This window comes from Actinomadura fulvescens (assembly GCF_039533225.1).
GTDB classification, from domain to species: Bacteria; Actinomycetota; Actinomycetes; order Streptosporangiales; family Streptosporangiaceae; genus Spirillospora; species Spirillospora fulvescens.
Map to the genome: position 1 here is coordinate 377,061 of NZ_BAAATD010000009.1, position 12,190 is coordinate 389,250.

Annotated in this window: 12 protein-coding genes; 9 read left to right on the top strand and 3 right to left on the bottom strand. The window is 69.7% G+C overall.

What is annotated here, in order from left to right:
- The first annotated feature begins 243 nt into the window (after positions 1-243).
- Positions 244-555, top strand: coding sequence for a WhiB family transcriptional regulator (locus ABD333_RS31670; RefSeq protein ID WP_151559446.1), 312 nt, complete (start codon positions 244-246; stop codon positions 553-555).
- 220 nt (positions 556-775) lie between these two features.
- On the opposite strand, the gene bagB is transcribed toward ABD333_RS31670, so the two are convergent.
- Together bagB and bagA are read right to left on the bottom strand one after the other, a co-directional pair.
- Entirely contained in the window at positions 776-1,918 is a 1,143-nt protein-coding gene (gene bagB, locus ABD333_RS31675) for an ATPase BagB (RefSeq protein ID WP_344546200.1), read from the bottom strand.
- Position 1,919: 1 nt separating this feature from the next.
- Entirely contained in the window at positions 1,920-2,915 is a 996-nt protein-coding gene (gene bagA, locus ABD333_RS31680) for an ATPase BagA (RefSeq protein WP_344546201.1), read from the bottom strand.
- Between the two features lie 216 nt (positions 2,916-3,131).
- Between bagA and ABD333_RS31685 the strand changes: the two genes are divergently transcribed.
- From ABD333_RS31685 to ABD333_RS31705, 5 genes are all read left to right on the top strand, one after another.
- Positions 3,132-4,412 (top strand): slipin family protein, encoded by a 1,281-nt coding sequence (locus ABD333_RS31685; RefSeq protein WP_344546202.1) that lies wholly within the window; start codon positions 3,132-3,134, stop codon positions 4,410-4,412.
- Between the two features lie 89 nt (positions 4,413-4,501).
- Positions 4,502-4,660, top strand: a complete 159-nt coding sequence (gene sp36 / locus ABD333_RS31690; RefSeq protein ID WP_151559442.1) for a Sp36 family protein — start codon at positions 4,502-4,504, stop codon at positions 4,658-4,660.
- Between the two features lie 2 nt (positions 4,661-4,662).
- A complete protein-coding gene (locus ABD333_RS31695; protein ID WP_344546203.1) occupies positions 4,663-5,124 on the top strand; it encodes a RidA family protein in 462 nt (153 codons plus the stop codon).
- Positions 5,125-5,245: 121 nt separating this feature from the next.
- Entirely contained in the window at positions 5,246-6,082 is an 837-nt protein-coding gene (locus tag ABD333_RS31700) for an NUDIX hydrolase (protein WP_410558555.1), read from the top strand.
- Positions 6,083-6,238: 156 nt separating this feature from the next.
- Positions 6,239-7,030 carry an MBL fold metallo-hydrolase gene (locus ABD333_RS31705; RefSeq protein ID WP_344546205.1) on the top strand — a complete coding sequence of 264 codons (792 nt, stop codon included), beginning with the start codon at positions 6,239-6,241 and terminating at the stop codon, positions 7,028-7,030.
- Between the two features lie 728 nt (positions 7,031-7,758).
- Here ABD333_RS31705 and ABD333_RS31710 read toward each other — a convergent pair.
- Complete coding sequence (locus ABD333_RS31710; RefSeq protein WP_344546206.1) at positions 7,759-8,445, bottom strand: Crp/Fnr family transcriptional regulator; 687 nt, start codon at positions 8,443-8,445, stop codon at positions 7,759-7,761.
- Positions 8,446-8,844: 399 nt separating this feature from the next.
- Here ABD333_RS31710 and nth point away from each other — a divergent pair, with 399 nt between their 5' ends.
- From nth to ABD333_RS31725, 3 genes are all read left to right on the top strand, one after another.
- Positions 8,845-9,591: an endonuclease III gene (gene nth / locus ABD333_RS31715; RefSeq protein ID WP_344546207.1), complete on the top strand. Its 747-nt coding sequence runs from the start codon at positions 8,845-8,847 to the stop codon at positions 9,589-9,591.
- Between the two features lie 330 nt (positions 9,592-9,921).
- Entirely contained in the window at positions 9,922-10,518 is a 597-nt protein-coding gene (locus ABD333_RS31720; RefSeq protein ID WP_410558556.1) for an NUDIX hydrolase, read from the top strand.
- A 109-nt stretch (positions 10,519-10,627) separates the two neighbouring features.
- Positions 10,628-11,833: a MarP family serine protease gene (locus tag ABD333_RS31725; RefSeq protein WP_344546209.1), complete on the top strand. Its 1,206-nt coding sequence runs from the start codon at positions 10,628-10,630 to the stop codon at positions 11,831-11,833.
- Positions 11,834-12,190: the final 357 nt, after the last annotated feature.

The following is a 12,190-nucleotide window of genomic DNA, read 5'->3' on the forward strand; positions in this document are numbered from 1 at the left end:
AGGGCCGCCGGGTCTGTCGTGATGTCAACCGTCACGGGGGACGACGCGTCGACTACAGGTAACTAGTCCGTTCCGGCGGTATGGCCCTGGTGGGCTATATCGAGAATGGGCCCATCGGGGGCTGTTGAATCGTCCCTCGCTTCCGTAAGTTCTTCCCCACGGCTTTCGTTTGGCGGCCTGACGTCCGCGCCCGTCTGGCCAAGGAGCGCAAATCGACACAGACCCTAGGGGAGTGGGGCCAAGATGTGGATCACGGATTGGACCGCCCGCGCCGCCTGCCGTAACGCGGATCCAGACGCCCTGTTCGTACAGGGAGCAGCACAGAATCGAGCCAAGCTCATCTGCCGCGGCTGCCCGGTGCGCACGGAGTGCCTCGCTGACGCTCTCGACAACCGGATCGAATTCGGTGTCTGGGGTGGGATGACCGAGCGTGAGCGGCGAGCTTTGCTGCGGCGGCGTCCGGACGTGGAATCGTGGCGCGAGCTGCTGGAGACCGCCAAGGAGGAATACGAACGTTCGGTCGACGTCGACGAGAGTGAACTCGTCGCCAGTTGATCGATTCCGGCGGACCCGGGCCGGCACCGATCCCGCGATCGGATCAGTCCGTTCCAGCACGGTCCAGAGACCGTCACAGGTCGTGAAGTAGTAGCGCAGGCCCGCACCTCGGTCAGGTGCGGGCCTGCACACTTCCCCTCGACGTTCCGTTCACATGCTCAGCGGTCCGGTCGCCGGAGTGTGTGGGTTGTTGGGCGGTCGGCGGTGCCGGGGCGTACGGTCAGGCGGCTGGGCGGGTGAGGTCGTTGCCTACGCGGCGGAGGCCTTCGAGGTCGTGGACGTCTTCGGCCTGGGCGGGGACGGCGGTGACAGGCACGGTGGGGTGTGTCGAGGCGAAGTGCTCGCGCAGGCGTTCCTCGCGGGCGGCCAGTTGCATGCGGTCGGTGTGGAGGCGGAGCAGGGTGGCGGTGAGCTCGTGGTCGCCGCGTTCCTCCAGGTTTTCGGCGGCGGCCTGGCTGCGCGCCGCCGACAGGCTGTCGCTGGACGACTCGTGCACGCGGTTGACGACCAGGCCGGCGAGCGGCATACGTTCCTCGGCCAGGCGCTCGACGAAGTAGGAGGCCTCACGGAGCGCGTCCGGCTCGGGGGCCGCGACGACCAGGAAGGCCGTGCCGGGCGTCTGCAGGAGCTTGAACGTCTTCTCCGCGCGCTCGCGGAAGCCGCCGAACATCGTGTCGAACGCCGCGACGAAGGTCTGCACGTCACGGAGCAACTGGACGCCGAGTACCTTGTTGATCACACCGGTGAACATGCCGAACCCGGCACTGATCACCTTGACGCCGAAGCGGCCGCCCGTCTTGGCGGGGGCGGCGAGGATCTTCATGAACCGGCCGTCGAGGAAACGTCCCATGCGTTCGGGGGCGTCCAGGAAGTCCAGCGCGTTCCGCGACGGCGGGGTGTCGACGATGATCAGGTCCCAGGCGCCCGACCGGTGGAGCTGGCCGAGCTTCTCCATCGCCATGTACTCCTGCGTACCCGACAGGGACGACGAGAGCGACTGGTAGAACGGGTTGGCCAGGATGGCCTTGGCCCGGTCGGGGTCGGAGTGCGCCTCCACGATCTCGTCGAACGTGCGCTTCATGTCGAGCATCATGGCGTGCAGCTCGCCGTCGCCCTCGACCTCGATCTTGCGCGGGCTGTTGTCGAGCTCGGACAGGCCCATCGACTGCGCCAGGCGGCGGGCCGGGTCGACGGTCAGCACGACGACGTCCCGGCCGCGTTCCGCCGCTCGTACGCCGAGCGCGGCGGCGGTCGTGGTCTTGCCCACGCCTCCGGAACCGCAGCACACGATGATCTTCGTACGGGGATCGTCGAGCAGGGCGTCCACGTCCAGCGCGGGCGGGGTCTTGTCGGTCGGGCTCATCTCAGGCGGCTCCCTGCTCGCGAAGTGCCTCCGCCAGGTCGTACAGCCCGGCCCTGTCCATGCCGTCCGGCAGCAGCGGCAGGATGTAGCGCGGCCGGTCGATGCCTTCGAGGCGTTCCTTCTCGCGCTTCTGCAGCGCGGTACGCCGGGCGTGGTCGGTGGCCTCGCGGACGAGCTCGGCGGCGACGGTCTCGGCGTCACGTTCCAGTCCGGCCGCCTTGAGCCCCCGTACGATCTCGTCCTCGTCGAGCGTGCCCGCCGCGGCGGCCGCCAGGTCACCCGCGCTCAGCACCGGCGGATGCTCCATGTTGACGATCACACCGCCGACCGGGAGCCCGACCTCGGTGAGGTCGTGGATGCCGTCCATGGTCTCCTGGACCGGCATCTCCTCCAGCAGCGTGACGAAGTGCACGGCGGTCTCGGGGCTGCGCACGACCTTCATGACGGTGTCGGCGTGGTTGCGGATGGGCCCGACCTTGGCCAGGCCCGAGACCTCGTCGTTCACGTTCAGGAACTTGGTGATCCGCCCGGTGGGCGGCGCGTCCATCACGACCGCGTCGTACACGAACGAGCCGTCCTTCTTCCTGCGGCGGACGGACTCGCTGGTCTTGCCGGTCAGGATCACGTCGCGGAGCCCTGGCGCGATCGTGGTCACGAAGTCGACCAGGCCCAGCTTGGACATCGCCTTACCGGCGCGCTTGAGGTTGTAGAACATCTCGAGGTACTCGATGAGCGCCTCTTCGGTGTCGATCGCCAGCGCGTACACCTCGCCGCCCTCCGGGGCGACGGCGACCTTGCGCTCCTCGTACGGCAGCGGCGGGCAGTCGAACAGCTGGGCGATGCCCTGCCGTCCCTCGACCTCCACCAGCAGCACCTTGCGGCCTCCGGCGGCCAGGGCCAAGGCCAGGGCCGCCGCGACGGTGGTCTTGCCCGTGCCGCCCTTACCGGTGACGACGTGGAGACGTACGCCGTCCCAGTCGGTGTCTTTCGCGCTCACCCAATCGACCATATCGTTCGCTCGGCAAGGACTTCAGATGGCGCCCGCACTCATGCAAGTGATCCCTGACACGGTGCCGTCCGAGTCGGGGGAATCCCTCGCCAGGCCGTTGTATTCGGCCGTGCCCACGGGGTTGGCTGGGAAACGTGAACCGGTTCGCGGCCGGGTACGTCCGATCCGTGAGCGTCTTATTCTCGTCGAGCGGAGGTGCTCGTCATGGCGGTACTTCTCACACTCCTCGCCATCCTCGGGATTCTTGGTGTGATCACGGCGGTGGCGTCCGTCCGGGTGGTCCAGCAGTACGAGCACGGCATCGTCTTCAGGTTCGGGCAGGTGCGACGGGGCGAGCAACTGCGGCCTGGCGCGGTGCGCACCCCCGGCCTGACGGTGATCGTGCCGATCGTCGAACGCATGCAGAAGGTCAACCGGCAGACGATCACGATGAACGTGCCGGCTCAGGAGGGCATCACCCAGGACAACGTGAGCGTCCGCGTCGACGCCGTGGTCTACTTCCGGGTGATCGATCCGGTGAAGGCGATCGTGAACGTCCAGAACTACGGTTACGCCGTTTCCCAGATAGGCCAGACGTCGCTGCGTTCCGTCATCGGGCAGACCGACATGCAGGAGCTCCTCGGCGAACGCGAAAAGATCAACATGCGGCTGCGCACGATCATGGACGAGATCACCGACGCGCCGTGGGGCATCCGGATCGAACGGGTCGAGATCAAGGACGTGTCGCTGCCGGAGGGCATGAAGCGGTCCATGGCCCGTCAGGCCGAGGCGGAACGGGAACGCCGCGCCCGCATCATCACGGCCGACGGTGAGTTCCAGGCGTCCAAGCGCCTGGCCGCCGCCGCCGAGATCATGTCGCAGGACCCGGCGGCCCTGCAGCTGCGCCTGCTCCAGACCGTCGTCGAGGTCTCGGCCGAAAAGAACAGCACGCTCGTGATGCCGCTGCCGGTCGAGATCCTGCGCTTCTTCGACCGCATGGCCGGTGGCGTCGGCTCCGACCAGACGGCCCAGGCCCCGGACAAGCCCGGCTTGGGCGAACGCCTCGCCAAGGCCGAGCAGGAGCTGGCCAAGGCCGCCGAACAGACCCCGCCGCTCGAAGGCGCCGGCGACGTCCCGCCCGTACTCGGCCTGGACGAGCCCAAGAAGAAGACACCGCGAGTCTCGTCCAGCACCGACCCCGAGACCCCGGGCATCGAAGCAGCCCGCCAAGCCGCCCCAGCCACCCAGGCGGAGGCAGCCCGCCAAGCCGCCCCAGTTGCCCCAGACGCCCCGGCGGCTCCGGCGGCCCCAGCTGCCCCAGCCGCCCCGGGGGCGCCAGCCGCCGCCGACCCGGCCACTCAGGCCGCCCCGGCGGCCCCAGCCGCCGCTGACCCGGCGGCCCAGGCCGACCCGGCCGCCCAGGCCGCCGCGGCTCGCCAGGCCGAGGACGTCGCCGACCCGATCGACGAAGAGCCGACCCCGACCCGCCGCGACCCCGCCCCCTGAACCGCAACCACCCGCGCCTGAACCACAACCAGCGGACGTGCACGTGAGGAGGCACTACGGGGCGTGCTTGGTCGCTAGGCTCGGGGCTCATGAAGCGCTTTGAATATGCGACCGTGCCGCTGCTCGTTCACGCGACGAAGCAGATCCTCGACAACTGGGGCCAGGACGGGTGGGAGCTCGTCACCGTACTGCCGGGCCCCAACCCGGAGAACCTGGTGGCCTACTTCAAGCGTGAAGTCGAGCAGTGACGATGAGCACGCCGGAGGAGCGCGTCCGCGAGCTCGGCCTGGAACTGCCCGAGGTCGTCGCGCCGCTCGCCTCGTACATGCCGACGGCAAGTACCGGGTCGCTCGTCTACACGGCCGGGCAGCTCCCGATGGTCAAGGGGGAGCTGCCCGTCACCGGCAAGGTGGGGGCCGAGGTGACCGCCGAGGAGGCGTTCGAGCAGGCGCGGATCTGCGCGCTGAACGCGATCGCCGCGATCAAGGCCGAGGTCGGCGACCTGTCCAAGGTCAAGCGGATCGTGAAGGTCGTCGGCTTCGTCGCCAGCGCGCCGGACTTCTACGGCCAGCCGAAGGTGGTGAACGGCGCCAGCGACCTGCTGGCCGAGGTCTTCGGCGACGCCGGCCGGCATGCCCGGAGCGCGGTCGGCGTGAACGTCCTGCCGCTCAACGCCCCGGTCGAGGTCGAGCTCATCGCCGAGATCGCCTGAGGCCGGGTCGTCCTCGCCCTATGTTGATCATGCCGGGGCGGGGTCTTGACGGAATGGCATTCGGTATGTCCGAATTGGCCGCCATGAGGAACGAGCGTTTGGTCGGGCGACGGTGAACGGGCTGAAACTGCCGGCGGAGTTCCGGGAGCAGATCGAAGGCATCCTGGACGGCAGCATCCAGCCCGCACCTCCCCGGCACGCGGCCACCGTGGTCGTGCTGCGTGACCATCCAGAGCACGGGCTCCAGGCGTTCATGCTGCGGCGCGTGTCGTCGATGGCGTTCGCGCCCGGCGCGTACGTCTTCCCTGGCGGGTCGGTGGATCCGCGTGACGGCGACAACACGATCGCGTGGTCGGGGCCGTCGCCCGCCGAGTGGGGTCAGGCGTTCAACGCGGACGAGACGCTGGCGCGCGAGCTGGTCTGCGCGGCCGTGCGCGAGACGTTCGAGGAGACGCTCGTCCTGCTCGCCGGGCCGACCGAGGGCTCCGTCGTGGACGACACGCGTGGGGACGACTGGGAGGCCGACCGGCAGGCGCTGCTGGACCGTTCCCTGTCGTTCCGGGAGTTCCTGGACCGGCGCGGCCTCGTTCTCCGGTCGGACCTCCTCCGGCCGTGGGCGCACTGGATCACCCCGGCGATCGAGCCGAAGCGGTACGACACGCGGTTCTTCGTGGCGCCGATGCCGGCCGGGCAGCGAGCCCGCGACGTCAGCACCGAGGCCGACCGGGTCGCCTGGGTGCGCCCGGGCGAGGCGGTGAAGCGGGCCCGCTCGGGCGAGTGGTTCATGTTGCCGCCGACGCTGGCCACGCTGTCCGAGCTCGCCGCGTACGACACGGTCGCGGACGTGCTCGCCGCGACGCGGCAGATCGTCGTCTACGAGCCCAAGGCGGAGATCATCGACGGCGAGGCCTACCTCGTTCTCCCGCCCGACGCGGGCGTGCACTATCCGGAGGGCTGACGGCTGGGACGGTACAACCGGCTCGCGAAGTACAAGACGCCGCTCTGGCAGGCCGCCATGTGGCGGCTGAGCGGCACGTCGGCGCTGCGGCACCTCGATCGCCTGGGCTGGAATCCGATCGATCATCCCGATCGGCGCTCGGGCAAGATGGGTGAAATGAGCGAGATCGACGGGATGGGAACGGAACGGGCGACCTGTGTGCTGGCGCCGAATCCGTCCGCGATGACCCTGGACGGCACCAACACCTGGATCATCGGTGAGCCCGGCGCCGACGAGGTCGTCGTCGTCGATCCCGGCCCGAAGGACGGCAAGCACCTGAGCCGCGTCGCGGACATCGTGGCCGCCCAGGGCAGGCGGGTGGGGCTCGTTCTCCTGACCCACGGGCACCCGGACCACTCGGCCGGCGCCAGGAAGTTCGCCGCGCTCGCGGGCCCGGCGGTGCGCGTGCGAGCGATGGATCCTCGGCACCGGCTCGGGGACGAGGGGCTCGTCGAGGGGGACGTCGTCACCACGGGCGGCCTGGAACTGCGGGTCATGGAGACCCCGGGCCACTCCAACGACTCGCTCACGTTCTGGATCCCGGCCGATGGCGCGGTGCTCACCGGCGACACGGTCCTCGGGTACGGGACGACCGTGGTGGAGGGGAAGCTGGGCGACTACCTGAGCTCCCTCGACCGGCTGCGCACGTTCTCCGAAGAGGCCGGGGCGGTCACCATCCTGCCGGGCCACGGCCCCAAACTGGACGACCCCATCGCCGCCCTCGACCACTACATCAACCACCGCCGCGAACGCCTGGCCCAGGTGGAGTCCGCCGTGAAAGCCGGAGCCCGTACCGCCCGCGAGGTGGTCGAGGTGGTGTACGCGGATGTGGACAAGTCACTCTGGCCCGCCGCCGAATGGTCGGTGCAGTCCCAACTCGACTACCTGACCGACCGCGGCGCCCTCTAAACAAGCGCACCACGCCACCCCGCCCAGCCCACCGCCGAATCCACACCCGGCCGTATGGCTCACCCGTAGGACCCATTACGGCCTCTGCCCGGGACGTACCCGACCGCACAGCTCGCCCAGCCGGGGCGTACGGCTATGGGGCTCAGCCGCTCGGAGGGCCGGTCGTGCGGCTCGCTTGGGGCTGACGGTGTGGCCGTGCGGGTCACCTGGCGCGAACGGGCTTGGCCGTACGGCTTGCCTGAGGCAGATGGTGTGGCGTGCGGCTTGCTTGGGGCAGATGGTGTGGCGTGCGGCTTGCTTGGGGCAGATGGTGTGGTCGTGCGGCTCGCTTGGAGCTGACGGTGTGGCCGTGCGGGTCACCTGGCGCGAACGGGCTTGGCCGTACGGCTCGCCTGAGGCAGATGGTGTGGCCGTACGGTTTGCCTGAGGCGGACGGTGTGGCTGTGCGGCTCGCCTGGCGCGGCCGGGCTTGGCCGTACCGGGCTTGGCCGTACGGCTCGTCTGCCCGAGAAGAGGCCCGGCTATACGGCTCCACCTGCGCGGGCGGATCCGGGTGTGGCGGCGCACTGGCCGTGACGTAGCCGACCGCCCGGCTTACCCGAGTCGGACGGCTCCGGCCGTACGGATCGCCCGGCCGGGGTGGGCATGGTTGTGCGGCTTGGCCGCACGGGCGGAACCGGGTACGGCTCAGTAGCCGGGCGGTGCCGACCGTACGGCGCGACGGCGGGCTACTTGGAACGCTTGCGGAGACGCTCGATGTCGAGGATGACGACGGCGCGGGCCTCGATGCGGAGCCAGTTGCGCTGGGCGAAGTCGGCCAGAGCCTTGTTGACGGTTTCGCGCGAGGCGCCCACCAGCTGGGCGAGCTCCTCCTGTGTGAGGTCGTGGTGAACGTGCAGCCCGTTCTCGGACGGCTGGCCGAAGCGTTCGGCCAGGTCGAGCAAGGCCTTGGCGACGCGGCCTGGCACGTCGGTGAAGACGAGGTCGGCCATGATGTCGTTGGTCTTGCGCAGCCGCTGGGCAAGGGCGCGCAGCAACTGGACGCCCACCTCCGGGTGCCCGGTCAGCCAGGGCCGCAGGTCGTCGTGGCCGAGTCCGGCCAGGCGGCACTCGGTCACGGCGATCGCGCTGGCCGTGCGGGGGCGCGGGTCGAAGAGCGAGAGCTCGCCGAACATCTCGCTCGGGCCGAGCACGCTCAGCAGGTTCTCGCGGCCGTCCGGCGCGGTCCTGGTCAGCTTGATCTTGCCTTCGAGGACGACGTACAGGCGGTCGCCCGTCTCGCCCTCGTTGAAGAGCGTCTGACCGCGGGCCAGTCGCACCTCGGTCACATTGGCGCGCAGCGCCTTGGCCCCCTGCTCGTCGAGGGCCTCGAAGAGCGGAGCTCTGCTCAGAACGTCCACGTCGCGGTCGGTCACGCTTCTCCTCCTCGAACACCTACATGCTTAGTGTGACGTACGTCCCACCGCGTACGTGAAGGTGGGGTCACGGCGTGCCGAAACCGAGGACGTGCCTGCCCTCGTCCTCCTGCCCCGAAACGGTGATCCCGCCTCGCTCCGGCGCCCGGCGGTCCGTCCGGGCCGCGTCCGGCTCGTTCACCGGTCCGGGACGGTCGTCCCGGCGTCCGCTGTGAGCCGGACCCGCGGGTCCGTCCGGCCTGCTGGTCGCCGAAGTTCTGCCTGACCAGTGTACGGACCATCGGGTGAAGGCCGTCACACCGGATCTCTCCCTCCCATATCGGACCGTCATGAACCTGGTCGCCGGTCTGTCCCGCCGGTGGCCCGTAGTTGTCCGTCCGGCGCTCTACTCTTGCGGGTATGGCGACGACTGAGGCGGGTCCGAAGGGTCCCCGGCCACGATCCAAGGCCCCCGAGTCCAAGCTCGCGCTGGTCCGCCGGGCCCGGCGGATGAACCGGGTTCTGGCCGAGACGTACCCCGACGCCCACTGCGAGCTGGATTTCCAGAGTCCGTTCCAGTTGCTGGTGGCGACCGTGCTCTCGGCGCAGACCACCGATGTACGGGTCAACCTGACGACTCCGGCGCTCTTCGCCAAATATCCCGACGCCGCCGAGATGGCGGCCGCCAACCCCGAAGAGCTCGAGACGCTGATCAAACCGACGGGTTTCTACCGCAACAAGGCCAAGTCCCTGCTGGGGCTGGCGACCGCGCTGCGCGACCAGTTCGGGGGCGAGGTGCCCCGGAGCATGGACGAACTGGTCACTCTGCCCGGGGTCGGCCGCAAGACCGCCAACGTCGTGCTGGGCAACGCCTTCGACGTCCCCGGGATCACGGTCGACACCCACTTCGGCCGTCTGGTGCGCCGGTTCGGCTGGACGGCGGAGACCGACCCGGTCAAGGTCGAGCACGAGGTCGGCGAGCTGATCCCGCGCAAGGACTGGACGATCTTGTCGCACCGGCTCATCTGGCACGGCCGCCGGATGTGCCATTCGCGGCGTCCGGCCTGCGGTGTCTGCCCGCTGGCGCGGCTGTGCCCGTCGTTCGGTGAGGGACCGGTCGACGAAGAGACCGCCCGCAAGCTGGTCAAGAACGGCCCGCCCAACTGAACCTCTCTGGAAGCCGGAAGGAAGCCCAGGGAAGCCCGAAGGCACGAGTTGGGCGAGGCAAGGAGTGGGTTGGCAAGCCCGAAGGGGGACTTGTCTGGACGTGGCACGGAGCTGCCCTGGAAGCCCGAAGGGACGAGTTGGACGCGGGAAGGAACGGGCCTGGACGCCAGAAGGGGCGAGCTGGACGCGGGAAGGAACGGAGCCTGGACGCAGATGGAACGGTCGGGAAACGGGAAGGATCGACGGCGTGATCACGTTGGGAGTGGCGTGACGGAAAAGGCGGCTTCGCATCCAGAATGGCTCGATCAGTTCGTCGCGGCGGCGCCGCGGATGACGGTTCCGCCGTTCATGCGTCCCAGCACGGCCGCCCGTCGCGCCGCCGTGCTGATCCTCTTCGGCGAGGGACCCGAGGGGCCGGACATCCTGCTGACCGAACGGGCCGCCACACTCAACAAGCACGCCGGTCAACCCGCCTTCCCCGGCGGCCGGATCGACCCCGAGGACACCGGCCCGGTGGACGCGGCGCTGCGTGAGGCCTGGGAAGAGGCCGGCGTCCAGGCCTCCGGCTGTGACGTGCTCGCCGTTCTGCCTGAGCTCTACCTGTCGTTCAGCGACTACCGGGTCACGCCGGTGGCGGCCTGGTGGCGGCAACCGTCGGAGGTCTCGCCCGGTCACCCCGGTGAGGTCGCCACTGTCGCGCGCGTGCCGATCGCCGAACTGGTGGATCCGGCCAACCGCCTGACCGTGCGGCACCCGTCGGGGATGACGCTGGGGCCGGCGTTCAAGGTTCGCGGGATGCTCGTCTGGGGGTTCACGGCAGGCCTGCTCACCCAGGTGCTGGAGGCAGGCGGCTGGGACCGGCCCTGGGACCCCGGCCACGTCGAGGATCTGCCGCCCGAGGTCCAGACCCTCGCGGCTCGCGGCTGATCCAGGGCACGTCGGCGGATTCGAGTCGTTCCCTACGCGTACGGCGGGTCGCCGAATCTGGTCCGTAGAGGGGACGTGAACATCGGCCGTCGCGCTATACGGTGAAGCGGTGCTGGGCGACCACCTTCTCGACCTGATCCTGCTTGTGCTCATCGTGCTGTTCGCGGTTTCCGGCTACAGGCAGGGCTTCATCGTGAGCCTGCTGAGCTTCGCCGGTTTCGTCGGCGGTGGCGTGGCGGGCGTCCTGGTGGCGCCGCCGATCGCCGAGGCGGTGGTGAAGGGGACGGCGCAGCAGGCGCTGCTGGCCATCGTCATCGCCTTCCTGGCGGCCACCCTCGGGCAGCTCATCGCCTCGTCCGCCGGGGCCGTGCTGCGCAACCGCGTGACCGGCATCAACGCCCGTACCGTCGACGCGGCGGGCGGCGCGGTGGTCAGCTCCCTGTCGCTGGTGCTTGTCGCCTGGTTCTTCGGCAGCCTGGTGTCCCAGTCGCCGTTCTCGCCCGTCCGGACGCAGGTGGCGGACTCGTCGATCATCAACGGCGTGGACACGATGATGCCCCAGCAGGCGCAGACGTGGTTCTCGTCGTTCAAGAAGTTCGTCAAGGAGGACAGCGGCTTCCCGCAGGTGTTCAACGGCCTCGGCGGCGAGTCGATCACCGAGGTGCCGCCGCCGGACGACGGGCTCCTCAGCACCCCGGCGCTGCGCAACGCCCGGAACAGCATCGTCAAGATCGTCAGCGTCGCGCCGCAGTGCCAGCGCCGCATCGAGGGCACCGGCTTCGTGTTCGCGCCCGAACGCGTCATGACCAACGCGCACGTGGTGGCGGGAGCACGCGGCGATTCGCAGGTCAAGCCGGTGGGGGCGCCTAACGCGTCGACCGGTCGCGTCGTGCTGTACGACCCGCGTCGCGACATCGCCGTGCTGTACGTGCCGGGGCTGGAGGCCCCTCCGCTGAAGTTCTCCGGCCCCGCCCGCAACCAGGACGACGCGATCATCGCCGGCTTCCCCAAGGACCACCCGTTCAACCAGAGTGCCGCCCGCATCCGCGCCCGGCAGACCGCGCGCGGGCAGGACATCTACCACTCGGGCCAGGTCAGCCGCGAGATCTACGCGATCCGCGGCAAGGTCGAGCCGGGCAACTCCGGCGGCCCCCTCCTCGCCAAGGACGGCACCGTCTACGGCGTGATCTTCGCGGCGGCCCTCGATACCGAGACCCCCACGGGCTACGCCCTGACCGCTGAAGAGGTCGCCTCCGACGCCCGCGCCGGTGCCACCGCCACGCTCCCCGCCTCCACCGGCAACTGCTCCGACTAATCTCGGCCGACGCTCGCTGTCTTGGTAGGCCAGACTCCCCGGCTGCTTGGTAGCCCGGCGGCCTGGCCGCCTGGCTGCTCACGTTTAGAAGCGCACGGCAGCCATTTCCCCCACACTGACGAGCCGAACACGAACCAACGTTTGGGTCCAGGGAGCCTCAGCACGCCTGCTCGGCAGCCGCTCGCCGCTCGGTCGCTTGGCTGCCCGGGCTGCTCGGCTGCTTGGTGGTTCGGCCGCTTGGCCGCTTGGTCGCTTGGCTGTTGGCGGCCCGGTTGGCTTGGCTACACGGATTTGATCCGGCGGGTTGGGCTTCTTCCCCGGCTGACCGGCCTGCGGGACTGCCCGGGCTGGCCTCGC